Origin of the sequence: Thaumasiovibrio clandestinus (assembly GCF_047250365.1) — a bacterium.
Lineage (GTDB): Bacteria > Pseudomonadota > Gammaproteobacteria > Enterobacterales > Vibrionaceae > Thaumasiovibrio.
Window position 1 is genome coordinate 1 of the sequence record NZ_JBLBVL010000005.1, and the last position, 20,040, is coordinate 20,040.

Annotated in this window: 16 protein-coding genes and 13 tRNA genes; 4 read left to right on the forward strand and 25 right to left on the reverse strand. The window is 47.7% G+C overall.

Annotation, left to right across the window (positions count from 1 at the left end):
- Positions 1-32: 32 nt before the first annotated feature.
- Complete coding sequence (gene leuS, locus ACKLNH_RS08830; protein WP_413111906.1) at positions 33-2,609, reverse strand: leucine--tRNA ligase; 2,577 nt, start codon at positions 2,607-2,609, stop codon at positions 33-35.
- Positions 2,610-2,853: 244 nt separating this feature from the next.
- On the opposite strand from leuS, the gene ACKLNH_RS08835 reads away from it, so the two are divergent.
- Positions 2,854-3,336: a zinc ribbon-containing protein gene (locus ACKLNH_RS08835; protein ID WP_413111907.1), complete on the forward strand. Its 483-nt coding sequence runs from the start codon at positions 2,854-2,856 to the stop codon at positions 3,334-3,336.
- 59 nt (positions 3,337-3,395) lie between these two features.
- Here the strand turns inward: ACKLNH_RS08835 and ACKLNH_RS08840 are convergent, their stop codons facing one another.
- The 6 genes from ACKLNH_RS08840 to miaB all read right to left on the reverse strand — a co-directional run bounded on the left by ACKLNH_RS08840 (position 3,396) and on the right by miaB (position 9,724).
- Complete coding sequence (locus ACKLNH_RS08840) at positions 3,396-3,974, reverse strand: lipid-binding SYLF domain-containing protein (protein WP_413111908.1); 579 nt, start codon at positions 3,972-3,974, stop codon at positions 3,396-3,398.
- 146 nt (positions 3,975-4,120) lie between these two features.
- Positions 4,121-5,659 (reverse strand): apolipoprotein N-acyltransferase, encoded by a 1,539-nt coding sequence (gene lnt, locus ACKLNH_RS08845; protein ID WP_413112136.1) that lies wholly within the window; start codon positions 5,657-5,659, stop codon positions 4,121-4,123.
- Positions 5,660-5,673: 14 nt separating this feature from the next.
- Positions 5,674-6,543, reverse strand: coding sequence for a CNNM family magnesium/cobalt transport protein CorC (corC, locus tag ACKLNH_RS08850; protein WP_413111909.1), 870 nt, complete (start codon positions 6,541-6,543; stop codon positions 5,674-5,676).
- Between the two features lie 130 nt (positions 6,544-6,673).
- Positions 6,674-7,135, reverse strand: coding sequence for an rRNA maturation RNase YbeY (ybeY, locus tag ACKLNH_RS08855; RefSeq protein WP_413111910.1), 462 nt, complete (start codon positions 7,133-7,135; stop codon positions 6,674-6,676).
- Positions 7,132-8,226 (reverse strand): PhoH family protein, encoded by a 1,095-nt coding sequence (locus ACKLNH_RS08860; protein WP_413111911.1) that lies wholly within the window; start codon positions 8,224-8,226, stop codon positions 7,132-7,134. The genes ybeY and ACKLNH_RS08860 overlap by 4 nt, the downstream gene beginning before the upstream one ends.
- Positions 8,227-8,299: 73 nt before the next feature.
- Positions 8,300-9,724, reverse strand: a complete 1,425-nt coding sequence (gene miaB / locus ACKLNH_RS08865; RefSeq protein WP_413111912.1) for a tRNA (N6-isopentenyl adenosine(37)-C2)-methylthiotransferase MiaB — start codon at positions 9,722-9,724, stop codon at positions 8,300-8,302.
- 281 nt (positions 9,725-10,005) lie between these two features.
- On the opposite strand from miaB, the gene ACKLNH_RS08870 reads away from it, so the two are divergent.
- On the forward strand, positions 10,006-11,166 hold the full coding sequence (locus ACKLNH_RS08870) for a 2-octaprenyl-3-methyl-6-methoxy-1,4-benzoquinol hydroxylase (protein WP_413111913.1): 1,161 nt from the start codon (positions 10,006-10,008) through the stop codon (positions 11,164-11,166).
- A gap of 74 nt (positions 11,167-11,240) precedes the next feature.
- Here ACKLNH_RS08870 and ACKLNH_RS08875 read toward each other — a convergent pair.
- The 18 genes from ACKLNH_RS08875 to lolB form a co-directional block, all read right to left on the reverse strand.
- Positions 11,241-11,325: transfer RNA gene (locus tag ACKLNH_RS08875), tRNA-Leu, on the reverse strand.
- Positions 11,326-11,371: 46 nt separating this feature from the next.
- A tRNA-Leu gene (locus ACKLNH_RS08880) sits at positions 11,372-11,456 on the reverse strand.
- Between the two features lie 53 nt (positions 11,457-11,509).
- Positions 11,510-11,584, reverse strand: a tRNA-Gln gene (locus tag ACKLNH_RS08885).
- Between the two features lie 34 nt (positions 11,585-11,618).
- Positions 11,619-11,703, reverse strand: a tRNA-Leu gene (locus tag ACKLNH_RS08890).
- A 45-nt stretch (positions 11,704-11,748) separates the two neighbouring features.
- Positions 11,749-11,833 (reverse strand) — tRNA-Leu (locus ACKLNH_RS08895).
- A 53-nt stretch (positions 11,834-11,886) separates the two neighbouring features.
- A tRNA-Gln gene (locus ACKLNH_RS08900) sits at positions 11,887-11,961 on the reverse strand.
- A gap of 50 nt (positions 11,962-12,011) precedes the next feature.
- A tRNA-Leu gene (locus ACKLNH_RS08905) sits at positions 12,012-12,096 on the reverse strand.
- A gap of 43 nt (positions 12,097-12,139) precedes the next feature.
- Positions 12,140-12,216 (reverse strand) — tRNA-Met (locus tag ACKLNH_RS08910).
- 57 nt (positions 12,217-12,273) lie between these two features.
- Positions 12,274-12,348 (reverse strand) — tRNA-Gln (locus ACKLNH_RS08915).
- A 40-nt stretch (positions 12,349-12,388) separates the two neighbouring features.
- A tRNA-Leu gene (locus ACKLNH_RS08920) sits at positions 12,389-12,473 on the reverse strand.
- Positions 12,474-12,531: 58 nt separating this feature from the next.
- Positions 12,532-12,608, reverse strand: a tRNA-Met gene (locus ACKLNH_RS08925).
- A gap of 55 nt (positions 12,609-12,663) precedes the next feature.
- Positions 12,664-12,738: transfer RNA gene (locus tag ACKLNH_RS08930), tRNA-Gln, on the reverse strand.
- A gap of 112 nt (positions 12,739-12,850) precedes the next feature.
- Positions 12,851-12,927 (reverse strand) — tRNA-Met (locus ACKLNH_RS08935).
- Positions 12,928-13,284: 357 nt separating this feature from the next.
- The gene (gene ychF, locus ACKLNH_RS08940; protein WP_413111914.1) at positions 13,285-14,376 is read right to left on the reverse strand and encodes a redox-regulated ATPase YchF; all 1,092 of its coding nucleotides are present in this window, start codon (positions 14,374-14,376) and stop codon (positions 13,285-13,287) included.
- Between the two features lie 27 nt (positions 14,377-14,403).
- A complete protein-coding gene (gene pth, locus ACKLNH_RS08945; protein ID WP_413111915.1) occupies positions 14,404-15,000 on the reverse strand; it encodes an aminoacyl-tRNA hydrolase in 597 nt (198 codons plus the stop codon).
- 117 nt (positions 15,001-15,117) lie between these two features.
- Positions 15,118-16,065 (reverse strand): ribose-phosphate pyrophosphokinase, encoded by a 948-nt coding sequence (locus ACKLNH_RS08950; protein ID WP_413112137.1) that lies wholly within the window; start codon positions 16,063-16,065, stop codon positions 15,118-15,120.
- A gap of 41 nt (positions 16,066-16,106) precedes the next feature.
- On the reverse strand, positions 16,107-16,952 hold the full coding sequence (ispE, locus tag ACKLNH_RS08955) for a 4-(cytidine 5'-diphospho)-2-C-methyl-D-erythritol kinase (RefSeq protein ID WP_413111916.1): 846 nt from the start codon (positions 16,950-16,952) through the stop codon (positions 16,107-16,109).
- Positions 16,952-17,566, reverse strand: a complete 615-nt coding sequence (lolB, locus tag ACKLNH_RS08960) for a lipoprotein insertase outer membrane protein LolB (protein ID WP_413111917.1) — start codon at positions 17,564-17,566, stop codon at positions 16,952-16,954. The genes ispE and lolB overlap by 1 nt, the downstream gene beginning before the upstream one ends.
- A gap of 116 nt (positions 17,567-17,682) precedes the next feature.
- Here lolB and hemA point away from each other — a divergent pair, with 116 nt between their 5' ends.
- On the forward strand, positions 17,683-18,936 hold the full coding sequence (gene hemA / locus ACKLNH_RS08965; RefSeq protein ID WP_413111918.1) for a glutamyl-tRNA reductase: 1,254 nt from the start codon (positions 17,683-17,685) through the stop codon (positions 18,934-18,936).
- A 15-nt stretch (positions 18,937-18,951) separates the two neighbouring features.
- Complete coding sequence (prfA, locus tag ACKLNH_RS08970; RefSeq protein ID WP_413111919.1) at positions 18,952-20,040, forward strand: peptide chain release factor 1; 1,089 nt, start codon at positions 18,952-18,954, stop codon at positions 20,038-20,040.

A 20,040-nucleotide genomic window follows, 5' to 3' on the forward strand; every position in this document is an offset into this window, starting at 1 on the left:
GGTTGGTTATAAATTGTTATATCGATGTCAGATTAATTGGCAACGATATTCAATAGTTTACCCGGTACATAGATCACTTTGCGGATGGTTTTGCCTTCCGTGAATTTAACCACGTGCTCATCAGCAAGACCCATCGCTTCGACGGCCTCTTTTGAAGCATCAGCAGCAACGGTGATCTTCGCACGCAGTTTACCATTTACTTGCACGACGATAAGCTTTTCATCTTCAACCAATGCAGCAGCATCAGCTTGTGGCCACTCAGCATGGTCTACATTCGATTCACCTAGCGCTTCCCACATCTCAAAACAGATGTGTGGAGTGATAGGGTAAAGCATCGGCACGATAGCTTTTAATGCTTCGTCCAATAGGGCGCGATCTTGTGCGCTCTCTTGGCTTGCTTTCGTCAGCTTGTTCATTAGTTCCATGATGGCTGCGATAGCAGTGTTAAACGTTTGACGACGACCGATATCATCACTGACTTTCGCGATAGTCTTATGAATATCACGACGTAGTGCTTTTTGATCTGCGTTTAGGCTAGCGATATCCAGTGCTTCTGTTTCGCCTTTTGCAGTGTGCTCACGAACCAGTTTCCAAACACGCTTCAAGAAGCGGTTTGCTCCTTCAACGCCAGACTCTTGCCACTCAAGGGTCATGTCCGCAGGTGAGGCAAACATCATGAACAGGCGCACAGTATCGGCACCAAACTTATCCACCATCTCTTGTGGGTCGATACCGTTATTTTTCGACTTAGACATCTTAATCATGCCTGAGTGCTCAACATTGCGACCGTCTTTGTCTACGGCTTTTTCGATACGGCCTTTTGCATCACGCTCGATAGTCACTTCATTTGGTGCCACCCACTCTTTGCCGCCTTTTTCGGTGGTAAAGCTGAATGCATCAGCCAGTACCATGCCTTGGCAAAGTAGCTGCTTGAAGGGTTCATCAGAGGTAACATAACCCGCATCACGAAGAAGCTTATGGAAGAAGCGTGAGTACAGTAAGTGCATACACGCGTGCTCGATACCACCAACATATTGGTCCACTGGTAGCCAGTAGTTTGCTTTTTCTGGGTCTAGAATGTCATCTGCTTGTGGAGAACAGTAACGTGCGTAGTACCAAGATGACTCCATGAACGTATCGAAGGTGTCGGTCTCACGTAGAGCGGGTTCGCCGTTAAAGGTGGTCTCGGCCCAGGCTTTATCGGCTTTAATTGGGCTGGTTACACCATCCATCACCACATCTTCAGGCAAGATGACAGGCAGTTGGTCAGCCGGTACAGGGTGAACTTCACCGTCAGCGGTGGTGACCATAGGGATTGGTGCGCCCCAGTAACGTTGACGTGATACGCCCCAGTCACGTAGACGGAAGTTTACGGTTTTCTTGCCTTTGCCTTCCGCTTCAAGCTTGGCAGCTATGGCATCAAATGCCTCTTGGAATGCAAGACCATCGAATTCACCAGAATCGAAAAGCACGCCTTTCTCTGTGTAAGCCGCTTCAGACACGTCTAGTTCGCTACCATCTTCAGGCTTGATAACCGGGATGATGTCGATACCGTACTTAGTTGCAAACTCAAAGTCACGCTGATCGTGGGCAGGAACAGCCATTACCGCGCCAGTACCGTAATCCATCAGTACGAAGTTAGCGACGTAGATAGGCACAACACGGCCATTAAGAGGGTGAATTGCCGTTAGGCCAGTATCCATCCCTTTCTTTTCCATTGTCGCAAGCTCTGCTTCAGCAACCTTGGTGTTACGACATTCGTCAACGAATGCAGCAAGCTCAGGGTTGTTCTTAGCCGCTTTCTCAGCCAGGGGGTGACCTGCTGCGATACCAACGTAAGAAACACCCATTAGCGTGTCAGGACGTGTGGTGTAAACCTCTAGAGGCGCGTCTTCACCGTTAACAGCGAAAGACAGCTCTACACCTTCAGAGCGGCCAATCCAGTTGCGCTGCATGGTTTTTACCATTTCAGGCCAACCGTCAAGGTTGTCTAGATCGTCAAGAAGCTCTTGTGCGTACTCGGTGATTTTAATAAACCACTGTGGGATCTCTTTTTGCTCTACTGGGGTATCACAACGCCAGCAGCAACCATCTTCTACTTGCTCGTTAGCCAGTACGGTTTGGTCGTTTGGACACCAGTTAACCGAAGAGGTCTTCTTATAAACGAGCCCTTTGTTGTAAAGCTTAGTGAAGAACTCTTGTTCCCAACGGTAGTACTCAGGCGTACAAGTAGCAAACTCACGGTTCCAATCGTACCCAAAGCCCAGCAGTTTCAGCTGGTTTTTCATGTAGTCGATGTTTTCGTATGTCCACGGTGCTGGTGCAGTATTGTTTTTTACTGCCGCATTTTCAGCTGGAAGACCAAACGCATCCCAACCGATAGGTTGCATCACGTTTTTGCCTTGTAGACGCTGGTAACGAGAAATCACATCACCGATGGTGTAGTTACGTACATGGCCCATGTGTAGTCGACCACTTGGGTACGGGAACATAGATAGACAGTAGAATTTTTCTTTATTGGCGTCTTCAGTAACGACAAACGTTTTGTTGTTGTCCCAGTGTTCTTGAACTTTTTGTTCAATGTCCTGTGGGCGATATTGTTCTTGCATCGATGGCATCCAGGAAGTGTGAGTTTGTTATAAACACATTTTAATTAATCGGCATAGAATAACTAAAGCAGAGCATGTCAACAAGTACACAATGTGAGTTGCGATGTCAATTTCAGTTTAATGTCGGTGAAACGCAGTGTTGTACGTAATAATTAAGCTATAGACGTACGAAGTTGTGTTGATGTTCTTCTTGCTGGGTCGAGTCTACTCGGGCAGTACAAAGAGCACATAAGGGAGGGATGTTATGCCTAAGCAAAAAGAGCGTTATGAAGCCATGCTGGAAGAAGCCAAGCAGGCGTTAAAGCAGAGCCCCGAAGCATTTAAGGAGTGGGTTGAAACCAGCGAAGAGGTCATTAAAGCGGCTTCAGACATGACCAAGGATGAATTGGAGCTTATCAATCAGTACCTAAAGCGCGACATGAAGGAGTTTGGTCGTGAAGCAGATAAGCAAGACTACCCATTAAGCTCCAGTCCATTTTATCAAACCATCGTCAATACCATTTGGCAAAGCTTGGCAGATATTACTGACAAGACCCAGTTGGAATGGCGCGAAGTGTTTACCGATCTTGAGCATCAAGGCGTATACAACGTCGGAGAGATGGTAGGATTAGGGGTATTGGTGTGTGAGAAGTGCCAGCACCAAGAGATATATCATCATCCCCAGTACGTGGCACCTTGTTCAAAGTGCGGGCATAACCAGTTCACCCGTAAAGCGTTTGAGCCTTAATAACCCGCGATGTCGGCAAGGCCCTCAAAGCACAAGGCTGGGCCCAAAGCAATAGCGTGTTAAATCGCATTCGCACGTAGCGGGGTAAACGAGTACGTTTGCCCTGCGAGAGAGGCTTCGATCATGAGCCCGCCTTTGGTATAGGTAAATACGGCCATTCCATTGGCAAATCCAGCATGCTTGCTGTGCTCGCCAGCTTGCGCAGCAACGCCTTGTGTTCCTGCTCGCGCAGAGGCGCTCTCAGTAATTGCAGTGCCAGACGCTAAAGCATCGAACTCGAAGCTGCCGCTGGTAAAGCGATCATAGGCGCGCTTGTCTTGGAAAAAGACGATTTGGCTATAGGCCTGCCCACCAAATTGAAAGCCAATAGACAGCTGCATTAGCTTGCTGTTGCCTTGGAGCTGATTATCTCGGTAAACCTCGCCACTGCCGTAAGCACCGCCAACCCAAAAGCCCCCTTTACCGATGGAAGGGAAAACGGCATAGCCGTAACTGGCGTTAAAGAAATGCGCGGATTCCGGTGCTTGAGCGAAACGCTGAACTGCAATATTCACCTCTGGGTTACTGGATGCGGCATGTAGGGGTGAGAGACAAAAGAAGCTAAACAGTGCAACAAAAAGCCAAGAGACGCGTTTCATCGATCGATTCCTTTTTAGATGAGCGTAAATGAGATAGCTAAACATTCTGCTTGATATGACCAGAAAAAAACCGTTTTTTCTCCCTGTTTTCGACGCTGTTATAAAAAATGATGAAATCAGGCCACAAGACGTTGTGGCCTGAGTGGTCACTGGCAACAGGCAGCAAGGTGCTGCTGGCGTTGTTTAAATAACAGTATGCCGAGCATGATCAGCAAATAGATCTGGATGGGTCTTGAGCCGTAACGATGATAGGGCGTTTGCCCTGTCGTTGTGATCAGCGTATCGCGCAGTACCGTTTGCTGGAACTGTGGTGCGGAAGCGCTGATTTTGCCATCGTGATCGATAAGTACGGTAATCCCCGTATTGGTGGCACGTATCATCGGTTTTCCTAGCTCAAGCGCACGCATCTGAGCAATTTCGAGATGCTGATACGGGCCAATTGAAGTGCCAAACCACGCATCATTAGATAACGTAAGCAGGATGTCAGTTTCATCCGTGACATTGCGGCGCACTTGCTCATTAAACGCCACTTCGTAACAAAGTGCAGGCGCAATATGCGTATCACCTGCGACGAGGTTGGGTTGAATATAGTCACCGCGACTAAAGGATGACATGGGCAAATTAAATATTGGTGCTAATGGGCGTAAGAAGGACTCAAACGGTACAAACTCACCAAAAGGCAGTAAGTGGTGCTTACTGTAGCGTTGTGCCGTCTCGTAGTCGTATGCGCGTAGCCCGTTATTACCGAGCGTGAGGATGTTGTTATAAAACACATTGTTGCCAACATGATCCAACACCCCTGTAATTAAGGTCGTATTGTTGAGCCGAGCGGCATCGTCCATGCGGGAAAGGAACATCCCCACTTCCTCTTCTAATGCTGGAATCGCTGCTTCTGGCCAGACAATAATATCCGCATCCCAGTTTTCGCGGCTGAGATCTGCATAGCGCATCAAGGTTGGCCAGCGCTGACTGGGTACCCATTTTAACTCTTGTGCGATGTTGCCTTGGATAAGGGCGACATCAATGGGGTTATCACTGTTTGGGCTGACCCAAGTTGGCAGTGAACTGAGCGCAACACAAAGGCTAAGTAATCCCGCCACCAACAACGCCGTTTTCTGGCGATATTTTAACAGCAGTACGAGACAGGCAGAAAAGAACACAATTGCTAAGGTAATTGCCTCTACGCCAGCAAGGGGGGCAAGGGGGGCTAAGGGGCCATTAATGTGTGAATAGCCAAGCCACAGCCAAGGGAAACCAGTGAATAACCAGCCACGCAACCAATCCAGCAGTAACCACAGTATTGGTGCCCACAGCAGTAACTGGTAGGCAGGGGGTAACGTGGAAAACAGACGTCGAAAAAGGTAGCCAAATAGTGCGGGAAAGAGTGCAAGGTAGGCAATGAGAACAGCCATCATGAGCCAGCCCAGTATGACGGGTAATCCACCGAAGTCAGCAATACTGACATGTACCCAGCTGATACCAGTGACAAACAGACCCATTCCCCATGAAAAACCCACTATCGCCGCGTGTTTGGGCGATTGTTCCATGAGTAGCCATAACAGTAATGCCACAGATAGCGTGGTGAGAGGCCAATAACCATAAGGGGCGAAAGCGAGGGTGGCGAGAGCGCCAGCAAAAACGGCCCCAACGGGCCGTAAGAGAGAAACATAGGCAGATTGCATCAGGCAGTCATGCTCCGTTAACTAATATTAGGTTTTTTTCCCCCTTCAGGCACGGTGACCTGAAGTTGGACAATACGACGACTGTCAGCCGCACTCACTTTGAAGGTATACCCAGCAATATCGACCACCTCGCCTTTATCGGGCAAGTGACCAAAACTGGTCATTACCAAGCCGCCGACGGTATCGACTTCTTCATCACTAAACGAAGTGTGAAAAATTTCGTTAAAATCATCGATAGTGGTGAGTGCTTTTACCGCAAAGGTGTGCTTACTGAGTTTGCGAATATCTTGTTCTTCTTCATCGTCAAATTCATCTTCGATTTCGCCGACGATCTCTTCCAAAATATCTTCAATCGTAATGACACCCGAGACACCACCAAATTCATCGACCACAATGGCCATGTGGTAGCGCTCTTCGCGAAACTCTTTAAGCAGGCGATCAACCCGTTTGCTTTCAGGAACAACCACCGCAGGGCGTAAGATCGTATCGATATTAAGCGGGTCACTGTCATGGCGTAAATAACGTAATAAGTCTTTAGCCAGCAGGATCCCTTCGACATGATCTTTATCCTCGCTGATCACCGGATAGCGAGAGTGCGCTGAGTCAATGATAAGATCAATGAGGTCTTCAACCTTCTCTGAGCGTTCTATAGTGACCATTTGAGAGCGTGGGATCATGATATCACGAACCCGCATTTCAGAGATTTGCATCACACCTTCGAGCATATCGCGCGTATCGTGATCAATCAGGTCATTCTCTTCACTATCACGGAATACCTCGACCAGCTCTTCGCGGTTTTGAGGCTCTCCCTGAAATAGTTGTCCTAGGCGTTCAAAGAAGGTCTTTCTACTCGGACCGTCCGAATTTTGAGAGTTGTCGTCGTTCATTTCTTCTACAGTAAAAAACGCTACCAGACGTGTGGTAGCACACATGGGAAGGCGCATCGCGCCTTCAGATACAGTGGAAGTAATAGGATTTATTTAGCTGCATCATGCAATTAAGCAAAAAAGGGCAGTGCTACTTTTCTGCTGCATAAGGGTCTTCAAACCCAAGCGATTGCATGATTTCAGTTTCTAAGGCTTCCATTTCCTCTGCTTCATTATCATCTATATGGTCATAACCTAACAAATGCAAGGTGCCGTGTACAACCATGTGTGCCCAATGTGACATAAGCGGCTTTTGTTGTGCCGTTGCTTCATGCTCAACCACTTGGCGACAAATAATCATATCGCCAAGCAAAGGAAGCTCAATGCCGGGTGGGGATTCGAACGGAAATGAGAGGACATTGGTGGATTTGTCTTTGCCACGGTAGGTGTGATTAAGCGTATGGCTCTCTGCTTCATCAACGATACGGATCGTTGCCTCGGCTTCTTCACGCTGCTCACCAATTGCGGCACTAAACCAGCGGTGCAAATCGGCCTCTGATGGCAGATTGTTGGTCTCTTCAGTTGCGATTTGCAGATCGAGATAGTAACTCATGATGGGTTGCTCTCTGTTACTTTAGACACCACGGCTTCAATTGCGGCTTGTTGCAGCTTTTCTTGCTGTTCAGCACGGCGCTTTTCGGCCTCTTTCTTGTTTTTCAACTCGTCGGCCTCCCACACATCATAGGCTTGGACGATACGAGCAACCACGGGGTGGCGAACGACATCATCCGACAAGAAAAAGTTAAAGCTGATCTCATCGACGTCAGACAACACCTCGATAGCATGGCGTAAGCCCGACTTGGCGTGGCGTGGTAAGTCAATTTGTGTGACATCACCAGTAATGACAGCGCGAGAGTTAAAGCCGATACGGGTGAGGAACATTTTCATCTGCTCCACTGTGGTGTTCTGGCTCTCATCAAGAATAATGAAAGCATCATTCAGAGTACGACCACGCATATAAGCCAGTGGTGCGACTTCAATCACATTGCGCTCAATGAGCTTTTCCACACGCTCGAAGCCCATCATTTCAAATAGCGCATCGTAGAGAGGGCGCAGGTAAGGGTCGACCTTTTGAGAAAGATCGCCAGGTAGGAAACCGAGTTTTTCACCCGCCTCAACCGCTGGGCGAGTAAGGAGAATACGACGGACTTCTTGGCGCTCAAGTGCATCAACCGCTGCCGCAACAGCGAGGTAGGTTTTACCTGTACCCGCTGGACCGACACCGAAAGTAATGTCGTGCGTTACCATATTCGCGACGTACTGCGCTTGATTTGGGGTACGTGGTTTGATAATACCCTTTTTGGTCTTGATATTGATCTCTTTGCCGTAAGGTATGCTCGACTCTTCAGATTGCTCGAGTATGCCCGACTCTTTGATCATTAAATGAATCATATCAGGTTCAATATCAGGAAAGGTATTACGAACGGGGGCTGTTTCGACGTAGAGATCTTTCAGAATGGTAACAGCAGCTTCGGCAGAATGGGGCTTACCGACAATCGAGAATTGGTTACTACGGTAGTTGATTTCTACACCTAAACGACGCTCAAGGTGCTTGATGTTGTCGTCAAAGGGACCGCAAAGACTGGATAAGCGTTGGTTATCCGCAGGTTCGAGTGCTAGCTCGAGGGTAATAATTTTGCTCAATGTTGCCTCACATTAGACTGCCAGCCTAATCGACAATGTTGTTATCGCAGACTGGCAGTGTTTAACGGGTCTATTAAGGAGTATATACCCCTACACCCAAATCATCTTCTTTACGTGTCTTTTCGATCACTTCAGAGGGTGATACAGCGACACGTAAGTCCATTTCAGCTTCAGTGCGGATCAGCTCTCCGCGTAGCGAGTTACTAAACACATCAGTAATCTTCACATCAACAAACTGACCAATCAAGTCAGCAGAGCCAGCAAAGTTAACCACACGGCTGTTTTCTGTACGGCCACGTAGTTCCATCAGGTCTTTTTTCGATGGTCCTTCCACCAAAATACGCTGTTCTGTGCCAAGCATTTGGCGTGAATAACGCATAGCCTGACTGTTCACTTGCTGTTGAAGTTCGTACAGACGTTGTTTTTTCGTCTCTTCGGCTAGATCGCACGGATAGTCTGCCGCTGGAGTACCAGGGCGTGCCGAGAAAATAAAGCTAAAGCTCATGTCGAAATCGACGTCTTTGATCAGCTTCATTGTTGCTTGGAAGTCGCTATCCGTTTCACCAGGGAAGGCAACGATAAAGTCAGAGCTGATAGTAATATCAGGACGTGCTTTACGTAGCTTACGAATGATAGATTTATATTCAATCGCGGTGTGTGGGCGCTTCATCATGGTGAGAATACGATCAGAACCGCTCTGTACTGGTAAGTGCAGGAAACTAACCAACTCTGGCGTATCTTCATAAACCGCGATGATGTCATCGGTAAATTCAATCGGGTGGCTGGTGGTGAAGCGAATACGATCAATACCGTCGATAGCCGCGACATAGCGCAGTAACTCCGCGAAGCTACAGATCTCATCATCGTGTGTTGCGCCACGGTAAGCGTTAACGTTTTGACCCAGAAGGTTAACTTCACGTACGCCTTGCTCTGCCAGCTGTGCGATTTCGAACAGGACGTCGTCCATAGGTCGACTAACTTCTTCGCCACGCGTATAAGGCACCACACAGTACGTACAGTACTTAGAGCACCCCTCCATGATGGAAACAAAGGCAGTTGGCCCTTCAGCACGAGGCTCAGGCAAGTTATCAAACTTCTCAATTTCTGGGAACGAGATGTCCATTACTGGCGCGTGATCGCTAGATGATTGTTTGATCATCTCTGGCAGACGGTGCAACGTTTGTGGGCCGAAGATGACATCGACATAAGGCGCACGCTGACGGATATGATCGCCTTCCTGCGTCGCTACACAGCCACCTACACCAATCACAAGATCAGGTTTTTTATCTTTCAGATTTTTCCAGCGTCCCAATTGATGGAAGACCTTTTCCTGTGCCTTTTCGCGGATTGAGCAAGTATTTAGGAGCAACACATCTGCTTCTTCCGGATCCTCGGTAAGCTCATAGCCGTTAGCGGCATTTAGCAAATCGGCCATTTTTGATGAATCGTATTCGTTCATCTGGCAGCCCCAAGTTCTAATCAGCAGTTTTTTCGCCATGTCTAACTCTTCGTTTTTACTTAAAAATGATTGCTTTTATGGTGCTCAAAAGCACCTCAAAATATGCATTTGTGCCGATGTGCCAGCCAGTTATACCGTGGCTTCATCGATAGCAAGCCGCGTATTGTACTGCTTTAAAGCCCCGCTGACTAGATCATCGCCATCAGGATATTCATTGCCAATGAAAGATAAATGTTAAGGAGCGAGGCATCTTCATAAAGACAATACGTAAAAAGGCGTTTCTGTTACACTCACGAAGGGAATTGAAACAAGGATGTAACATGAAGAAAATCGAGTGCATTGTCGTTGGGGGCGGCATGGTAGGGGCTGCAGTAGCGCTGGGGTTGGCGCAGCAAGGAAAGGACGTGGTTTTAATCGAAGGGCAGCCGCCCACCGAATATGCTTCTTCTCAGCCAATGGACCTGCGGGTTTCGGCTATTTCAGCCAAGAGTGTTGCGCTGCTGCAACAGCTCGGCGCATGGGACGCACTGCAGGAAATGCGCCTTTGCCCTTATCAGCGTTTAGAGGCATGGGACAATCCAGCGTGTCGTACCCGTTTTGAGGCAAAAGAGCTAAATCGAGACTGGTTAGGCTATATTGTCGAGAATCGATTATTGCAATTGGCGTTATGGCAACAGTTTCATCACTATGACAATCTTGCATTGGAAGTGCCGCAGCGCATGCGCAGCATAAATAGTCAGCCCGACTATGCAGAAGTCACGCTTGATAATGGGCAGTGTTATCAAGCAAAAATGGTCATAGCCGCAGATGGGGCATTATCGCGTGTTCGTCAGTCGGTGGGAATTGGCGTGACCAGTTGGGATTATCGTCACCATTGCATGCTGATCAACATTAAGTCAGCGTTGCCGCAGCAAGATATCACATGGCAACAGTTTACCCCGCAAGGGCCGCGTGCCTTTCTGCCGTTAGCAGAGCAACACGGCTCACTAGTCTGGTATGACAGCCCATCACGGATTGCCCAACTAAGCCGTCTGTCAGACGAGCAATTAACCCGCGCAATTCAAACCACCTTTCCAGCAGAGCTAGGGGAGTTCAGCATTGAGAAGCATGGTCACTTCCCATTAACACGACGCCATGCCCAGCAATACCATCATCACCGCGTTGTCTTGATTGGCGATGCCGCACACACGATAAACCCATTAGCGGGGCAGGGGGTCAACCTCGGCTTTAAAGATGTTGAAGCGTTATTAACCTTGAGTGCCAAGGTGGACGATTTCTCCTCACCAGGCTCGCTACTCCAACAATATGCACAACAGCGTCGACCAGATAACCTGATGATGCAATCTGCCATGGATCTGTTTTACAAGGCATTTAGTAATGATCTGCTGCCAGCTAAGCTTTTGCGCAATACTGGACTATTGATCGCGAACCATGCGGGTCCACTAAAACGACAGGCTCTGCGTTATGCGATGGGGTTATAAATGAAGGTAAGCGTGACTGAGTACAAATAGAAAAAGCAGATAGCAAAAAACCAGCCGAAGCTGGTTTTTTTAAATGGTGCGGAAGGAGAGACTTGAACTCTCACACCTTGCGGCGCCAGAACCTAAATCTGGTGCGTCTACCAATTCCGCCACTTCCGCAAATTTTGTTTTACATCCGCTCTTAACTGGTAAAGAAAAGAAGAGATGGTGCGCGGGGAGAGACTTGAACTCTCACACCTTACGGCGCCAGAACCTAAATCTGGTGCGTCTACCAATTCCGCCACCCGCGCACAAATTGTATTGCCTTTCTATTTAAGCCGTTAGGGAACAACTTAAAGCAAAATGGCAGGGCTACCTGGATTCGAACCAGGGAATGGCGGCATCAAAAGCCGCTGCCTTACCGCTTGGCGATAGCCCTAGCGTAATATCGTTAGCAACGTTACTACTAAATATGGTGCGGAAGGAGAGACTTGAACTCTCACACCTTGCGGCGCCAGAACCTAAATCTGGTGCGTCTACCAATTCCGCCACTTCCGCAAATTTTGTTTTACATCACTCTTAACTGGTAAAGAAAAGAAGAGATGGTGCGCGGGGAGAGACTTGAACTCTCACACCTTACGGCGCCAGAACCTAAATCTGGTGCGTCTACCAATTCCGCCACCCGCGCACAAATTGTATTGCCTTTCTATTTAAGCCGTTAGGGAACAACTTAAAGCAAAATGGCAGGGCTACCTGGATTCGAACCAGGGAATGGCGGCATCAAAAGCCGCTGCCTTACCGCTTGGCGATAGCCCTAGCGTAATCAACGATAACTAATGGGTAACTAGCTATGTTATTACTAGATATGGTGCGGAAGGAGAGACTTGAACTCTCACACCTTGCGGCGCCAGAACCTAAATCTGGTGCGTCTACCAATTCCGCCACTTCCGCATATCTATTTGCATGGTTTGATTTCTCAAACCCATGATGTAAATGGTGGCTACGACGGGATTCGAACCTGTGACCCCATCATTATGAGTGATGTGCTCTAACCAACTGAGCTACGTAGCCACTCGAACATAATTGCTTCTATCTGTTTTCACATTTTAAAGCCACTATGTTAAATAGTGGCAGGGCTACCTGGATTCGAACCAGGGAATGGCGGCATCAAAAGCCGCTGCCTTACCGCTTGGCGATAGCCCTGCAGGGTTGTCTTATTAAGACAAACTTCCTAAGGAAGTAATGGTGCGCGGGGAGAGACTTGAACTCTCACACCTTACGGCGCCAGAACCTAAATCTGGTGCGTCTACCAATTCCGCCACCCGCGCACAAATTGTCACTTAATGAATCATCATTAAGCTTATTGCATCAAGTGCAATAAAAGAATGGTGGCTACGACGGGATTCGAACCTGTGACCCCATCATTATGAGTGATGTGCTCTAACCAACTGAGCTACGTAGCCATCCTGTATAACGCGTCACTCTTACAAAGAGCGTTGCAGTATACCTTAAAATATATGGCAGGGCTACCTGGATTCGAACCAGGGAATGGCGGCATCAAAAGCCGCTGCCTTACCGCTTGGCGATAGCCCTACTGACTCTATAAAAGAGTGTGCTACATTAATAAACTTACCACTCAATGAGGGTGAGAGTTTAGTGCAACATTTAAATTGTGACTTCTCTAAATACTTTAAGAGAAGGAGAATGGTGGCTACGACGGGATTCGAACCTGTGACCCCATCATTATGAGTGATGTGCTCTAACCAACTGAGCTACGTAGCCATTTCTCAAATTTCATTGTTCCAGACCGATGTTTTCTTTCGATGCCGTCGTGTCGGGAACGGGGCGCATTATGCTCATCTCAGAAAAAACCGTCAACTGTTTTTTTGCAGAAAACGGCAATTCTAATCTGTTCGCTGTTTATTTCGACAAAACGTCGTATCTATCAGCAATAAATGGTTAAAATAAAAGCCCTGTTTTTACGTGCTACTGGCCATGTCATCACTTTCAATTTATTGGAGCGATAAACTCAAGTGTTGGAATGATTAAATGGCAGCCAACCGCTAATCGTTTTTCGATAAAATAAAAAAGCCACCTCAAAAAGAGATGGCTTCTGATACGCAATTTCGTGGCTAAATTTTAAACGTTGAAGCGGAAATGAACCACGTCACCATCTTTAACGATATAGTCTTTGCCTTCTAGACGCCATTTACCGGCATCTTTTGCACCGTTTTCACCACGGAATTCGATAAAGGCATCGTAACCAACCACTTCTGCGCGGATAAAGCCTTTCTCGAAGTCGGTATGGATCTTACCTGCAGCTTGAGGAGCAGTTGCACCGACAGGAATTGTCCATGCGCGCACTTCTTTTACACCAGCAGTGAAATACGTTTGCAGGTCTAATAGCTCGTAGCCAGAGCGAATAACACGGTTAAGTCCCGGCTCTTCAATTCCCATGTCGGCTAAGAACTCTTCCCGATCTGCGTCATCAAGTTCAGCAATTTCTGACTCGATAGCGGCACAAACAGGAACAACAACGGCGTTCTCTTTTGCTGCATGCTCACGAACTTGCTCTAAATATGGATTATTTTCAAAGCCATCTTCGCTTACGTTCGCGATATACATGGTTGGTTTTAGCGTTAGGAAGTTTAGGTACTCAATCGCTGCCAACTCTTCTTTGCTCAGTTCGATTGAACGAGCCATACCACCTTCTGTTAACGTTGGTAGCATCTTTTGTAGAACTGCGGTCTCAAATTTCGCTTCTTGATCACCACCTTTCGCGCGCTTAGCTTGGCGGAAAATCGCACGCTCACATGTATCAAGATCAGACAGTGCCAACTCAAGGTTGATCACTTCAATATCTTCTAATGGGTTAATCTTACCCGCAACGTGAACAATGTTTTCGTTTTCGAAACAGCGCACAACATGACCGATAGCATCGGTTTCGCGAATATTGGCCAAGAATTTGTTACCAAGTCCTTCACCTTTTGATGCGCCAGCCACCAGACCCGCGATGTCAACAAACTCCATGGTTGTTGGCAAAATACGCTCAGGGTTAACAATCTCTGCAAGCGCATCTAGACGAAGATCTGGAACAGGAACAACGCCTGTATTTGGTTCAATAGTACAGAAAGGGAAGTTAGCCGCTTCAATTCCTGCTTTTGTTAACGCATTGAACAGTGTTGATTTACCTACGTTTGGTAGACCGACGATACCGCATTTAAAACCCATTGATGGAACCCTTTGGTAATGATTCAGTTAAAGCTGTTCAGCTTTAAACGTGTGTAAACGATTTTGTGCTTTGGTGAGGCCATCTTTTAATAAGATATCCATGCAGCGCGTTGCTTCATCAACGGCGGCATCTATGCACTCCTGCTCTTTGGCGGGTGCTTTTCCTAGTACAAAACCAGCGACTCGGTTTTTGTCTCCGGGATGGCCAATGCCAAGGCGAAGACGGTAAAAATCTTTATTGTTACCCATTTTGCTGATGATATCACGCAGCCCGTTGTGGCCACCGTGTCCACCGCCTTTCTTAAACTTAGCCACACCTGGAGGCAAGTCTAGCTCATCATGCGCGACCATGATCTCTTCAACGGGGATCTGGTAAAACTTCGCTAGGGCGGAAACAGACTTTCCAGACAAGTTCATAAACGTTGTCGGGATAAGCAGGCGAAGATCGCTGCCACCCATGGTGATTCTGCCAGTTAAGCCAAAGAACTTTGGGTCTTCTTTTAGCGTAACATTGTGTATTCGGGCCAGTTCTTCAACGACCCAAGCACCCGCGTTATGGCGAGTACGTTCGTATTCTCGACCCGGGTTCGCTAACCCGACCAGAAGGCGAATGGAGCTGCTCACAAATGATATCTCAACAGTGATAGGTTCAAAAAAGAGGCATATGGTAACACAATCTTCGGCCTAAACGACAACACCCCGCCGAAGCGGGGTGCGAGGCATGGTCAAAGCGAAAGTTACTTACGCATTGAACATTGCAGAGATTGACTCTTCGTTGCTGATGCGGCGAATAGCCTCAGCCAGCATGCGAGAGAGTGTCAGTTGCTTCACTTTACCCGTGGCAAGCATCTCTTCGCTCAATGGAATTGAGTCAGTAACAATCACTTCATCAATCACAGAGTCTTTAATGTTCTGTGGGGCATTACCAGAGAATACCGCGTGCGTAGCATAAGCAAATACGCGCTTCGCACCACGCTCTTTTAATGCTTCAGCCGCTTTACATAATGTGCCGCCAGTATCGATCATGTCATCAACGATAATGCAATCACGGCCTTCTACGTCACCAATCAGGTGCATTACCTGAGAAACGTTAGCGCGTGGACGACGCTTATCGATAATCGCGATGTCGGTATCATCAAGCAGTTTCGCCGTTGCACGTGCACGTACAACACCACCGATATCAGGAGAAACCACTACTGGGTTCTCTAGATTTTTCTCTTGCATGTCTTCAAGCAAAACAGGAGAACCGAAGATATTGTCGACAGGAACATCGAAGAAACCTTGGATCTGCTCAGCGTGAAGATCGATCGTTAGAACGCGGTCAACGCCAACGTTTGACAGAAAATCAGCAATCACTTTTGCAGTAATTGGCACACGAGATGAGCGCACACGGCGGTCTTGGCGTGCATATCCGAAGTAAGGAATAACAGCGGTAATACGACCTGCAGAAGCGCGGCGCAGGGCATCGATCATTACGATCAGTTCCATTAGGTTGTCGTTAGTTGGTGCGCAGGTAGACTGGATAACAAAAACGTCGCTACCACGAACGTTCTCATTAATTTGTACTGCAATCTCACCATCAGAAAAACGACCTACAGATGCATCTCCCAAAGAGATGTATAGACGATCAGCGATGCGTTGGGCTAGTTCTGGTGTCGCGTTACCAGCAAACAGCTTCATATCAGGCACGGTGGAAACCTCAGGGTTGCGTCCAAAAAATGGGTGCTGGCTCATAAATTTAGTAGCCTTGTTAGCAAAGGTGAGGTGTTAACACCCCTAGCAACAAAGCCGTCAAGCCAGTCGGGTAAAATGTTAAAAACAGCATCGGCGTGTTGGCGAGACTCAAACTCAGCGAAAACACAAGCGCCGCTACCGGTCAATCTTGACGGCGCGTATTCTAGCAGCCACGAAAGCGCCTTAGCAACCTCCGGATGCAGTTCTGTGACGATCTTTTCGCAATCGTTTCCGTATTTTGAGCTCAATAGCGTCGCTAAATCTCGTTTTGGGGTGTTTCGTGTTAGCGCCGGATGGTTAAATATTGCGGCGGTTGAGACATCTACCGAGGGCTTGACGACCAAGTAATAGTGCTCTTGTGGGTCTGCGGGTTGTAAAATTTCGCCTACCCCTTCAGCAAACGCAGCGTGACCGCGAACAAATACCGGAACATCGGCACCTAACTTAACGCCAATAGCAGCCAACTCATCGGTGGTGAGTTGAGTATTCCAGAGGTGATTAAGCGCGACCAATGTGGTGGCAGCATTTGACGAACCACCACCCAGGCCACCTCCCATTGGCAGGCGCTTATCCATGGCAATCTCGGCCCCGAATGGGCAGTGCGCTGCCGCTTTTAACGCCATTGCTGCTTTGTAGATCAGATTGCTTTCCAGAGGAACACCTTGCAGTGCCGGTGTGATAGTTATCGCCCCGGTATCATTGGGGATAATGGTGAGCTCATCACCGTGGTCTAAGAATTGAAATAGCGTTTGCAGTTCGTGATAGCCATCAGGACGTTGTCCATTAATGTACAAAAAGAGATTAAGTTTTGCTGGCGATGGCCAAACGGTGGGGTGTGGCATTATTTCAGTTCCCATTGATTCAATTGTAAAGTCATTTTTAAATCGCCGCTGTGCAAGGTCAGCGTTGATGGTAGCGCTGGCGTATGACGGTAGTCATACTGCTCAATGGTCAATTGCCAAGTACGGCCTTGACGTGTCATGCTGAGCTCAGCCAGGCGCTGTTGCGCATTTAACGAGTAGTGATCGGCCCCAGTAGGCAAACCGATAAGCCAGTCGGATAGTTCATTGACAGGGATGATTAAACCGGTTAGCTGTTGAGTCATCGTATTAATATCATCGCCAATGTGTTGCTCACCATCGACATCCGTTAACGTCACTTGTGTTGATGATTGCTCTGCCGCGAGTAGGGTTTTGCCAACAAAACTGGTTAAGCGAAAACGGCGCTCAGTTGCTTCTTGCGCCCAAAACAGGCTAGCACTAAAGCGTTGCTCAGGATCGCGATAAGCAAAGCGCCCTTTGGCAGTATAGTGAGAAAGGGCGTTGAGTTGCTCCTGATGGGCCTGCCACACGGTGTTACTTGGTTCAGGCAGCGTGCTACAGCCAGCAAGATAAAGCGCACATAGCCCGACAAATATCGGTTTTAAAAACGAGATTTTAGATGATATTGAGGTCACAAGTTACATCCATTGGTTACAAGGTTAAAAATAGTTTGCTTTTATTCGTAGGGTGCATCAAGTAAAATCCCTGTTAACATTGCAGAATAATCGTTGAGAGTATTAACCAACACCCCATGACCCTGCTTGTAATCGGAATTAACCACAAGACAGCGCCGGTCGAATTGCGAGAAAAAGTCGCTTTTTCGCCGGAAAAAATGTCAAACGCGCTAACGGAATTAGCCGCCAATAAGCAGGTTGACGCCAGCGTGATCGTCTCGACATGCAATCGCACTGAGATTTATTGTCAGTTAAAAACGCCTGGAAATCATGGGTTGATTGACTGGCTTGGCCAATTTCATGGCATTAGTTTAGAAGACTTAATGCCAAGTTTGTATCTGCATGAGAACGAATTTGCGGTAGGGCACCTTATGCGGGTGGCCTGCGGGCTCGACTCGTTGGTGCTTGGTGAACCACAAATTCTTGGTCAGATTAAGCATGCCTATAGCACAGCGCGTGAGCATCATGCAGTGCAAGGATTACTCGAAAAGCTATTGCAAAAAACCTTCACCGTCGCGAAGCGGGTGCGCACCGAAACAGATATTGGTGGTAACGCCGTATCGGTTGCCTTTGCCGCTTGTGCATTGGCAAAGCAAATTTTTGAATCACTCAGTGCAACAAGCGTATTATTGGTGGGGGCGGGCGAAACCATAGAACTGGTCGCCCGGCATCTCTACGAACATGGTTGCCGTACGTTAATTGTCGCCAATCGTACCCCGAGCAATGCACAACATCTTTCGCGTGAGTTTGGTGCTGAACTGATTGGGCTACCCGATATTCCATTGCATATGCACCGTGCTGATATCGTAATTAGTTCCACTGCCAGCCCGTTACCGATCTTGGGTAAAGGGATGGTAGAAAATGCCTTGAAAAAGCGCCGATACCAACCCATGTTAATGGTAGATATTGCGGTACCAAGAGATATCGAGTCAGAAGTAGGCGACTTACGCGACATCTACCTTTATACTGTCGACGATCTGCAGTCGATTATTGATAAAAATATCGAACAGCGTAAAGCGGCAGCACTAGATGCAGACGTTATTATTAACCAAGAAAGTGCAGATTTTATGCACTGGTTGCGTTCACTCGAAGCTGTAGACAGTATTAAGCAGTATCGACAGCAGTCAGAGAAGATACGGCAAGACGTATTGCATCGAACCCTTCAGTCACTAGAAAAGGGTGGCGATCCGGAAAAACTGTTGGCAGAACTAAGCAACAAATTAACTAATAAACTCATTCATGCACCGACTCGTGCGTTACAGCAAGCTGCTCATAACGGTGAGCAGGAAACACTTGCTCAAATTCGCACAGCGCTTGGCTTGGATGATTAACCAGAACGAACACCTATGAAACCTTCCATTCTGCAAAAGCTTCAAACGCTAGTAGAGCGTTATGAAGAGGTACAACATTTACTTGGCGATCCCGAAATCATTGGCGATCAGAATCGTTTTCGTGCGTTATCTCGCGAGTACTCACAGTTAGAGGAAGTGACTCAGTGCTTCCAACGCTTCCAGCAAGCACAAGAAGATTTATTAGCGGCAGAAGAGATGGCCAATGAAGACGATCCCGAAATGCGCGAAATGGCGCAAGAAGAGATCAAAGACGCTAAAGCGCAAATAGAGCAGCTGAGCGATGATCTTCAAGTGTTGTTGCTACCTAAAGATCCTAACGATGATAGAAACTGTTTTGTTGAGATCCGTGCTGGTGCAGGGGGAGATGAAGCAGGTATTTTCGCCGGCGATCTGTTCCGCATGTACAGTAAGTATGCAGAAGCGCAAGGCTGGCGTGTTGAAGTAATCAATGCCAATAGCAGTGAGCAGGGCGGTTATAAAGAGATGGTCGCCAAAGTGAATGGCGAAGGCGCATACGGCATACTGAAATTCGAGTCAGGTGGACACCGAGTTCAGCGTGTTCCTGCGACAGAATCACAGGGGCGTGTCCATACCTCGGCTTGCACCGTCGCGGTTTTACCTGAGATTCCAGAAGCTGAAGTGCCGGAAATTAATGCCGGTGATTTGAAAATTGACACCTTCCGCGCCTCTGGTGCCGGTGGTCAGCACGTCAATACCACCGATTCTGCTATTCGTATTACTCACTTACCAACCGGTATTGTGGTTGAATGTCAGGACGAGCGTTCACAGCACAAAAACAAAGCAAAAGCGATGTCAGTGCTAGCAGCGCGTATCATTAAAGCAGAAGAAGAGAAGCGTAATGCTGAAGAAGCATCAACGCGTCGTAACCTGCTGGGTAGTGGTGACCGTAGTGACCGAATTCGTACTTACAATTACCCGCAAAGTCGTGTGTCAGACCACCGTATTAACTTAACCTTATATCGCTTGAACGAAGTGATGGAAGGGGACCTAAACAGTTTGATTGAGCCTGTTTTACAAGAGCACCAAGCCGATCAGCTTGCAGCACTGGCTGAAAATAACTAA

Bases quoted from the DNA above. Each gene is read 5' to 3' on its own strand.
- leuS (WP_413111906.1), bottom strand. From the start codon at position 2,609: ATGCAAGAACAATATCGCCCACAGGACATTGAACAAAAAGTTCAAGAA.
- ACKLNH_RS08835 (WP_413111907.1), top strand. From the start codon at position 2,854: ATGCCTAAGCAAAAAGAGCGTTATGAAGCCATGCTGGAAGAAGCCAAG.
- ACKLNH_RS08840 (WP_413111908.1), bottom strand. From the start codon at position 3,974: ATGAAACGCGTCTCTTGGCTTTTTGTTGCACTGTTTAGCTTCTTTTGT.
- corC (WP_413111909.1), bottom strand. From the start codon at position 6,543: ATGAACGACGACAACTCTCAAAATTCGGACGGTCCGAGTAGAAAGACC.
- ybeY (WP_413111910.1), bottom strand. From the start codon at position 7,135: ATGAGTTACTATCTCGATCTGCAAATCGCAACTGAAGAGACCAACAAT.
- miaB (WP_413111912.1), bottom strand. From the start codon at position 9,724: ATGGCGAAAAAACTGCTGATTAGAACTTGGGGCTGCCAGATGAACGAA.
- ACKLNH_RS08870 (WP_413111913.1), top strand. From the start codon at position 10,006: ATGAAGAAAATCGAGTGCATTGTCGTTGGGGGCGGCATGGTAGGGGCT.
- ychF (WP_413111914.1), bottom strand. From the start codon at position 14,376: ATGGGTTTTAAATGCGGTATCGTCGGTCTACCAAACGTAGGTAAATCA.
- ispE (WP_413111916.1), bottom strand. From the start codon at position 16,952: ATGCCACACCCCACCGTTTGGCCATCGCCAGCAAAACTTAATCTCTTT.
- hemA (WP_413111918.1), top strand. From the start codon at position 17,683: ATGACCCTGCTTGTAATCGGAATTAACCACAAGACAGCGCCGGTCGAA.
- prfA (WP_413111919.1), top strand. From the start codon at position 18,952: ATGAAACCTTCCATTCTGCAAAAGCTTCAAACGCTAGTAGAGCGTTAT.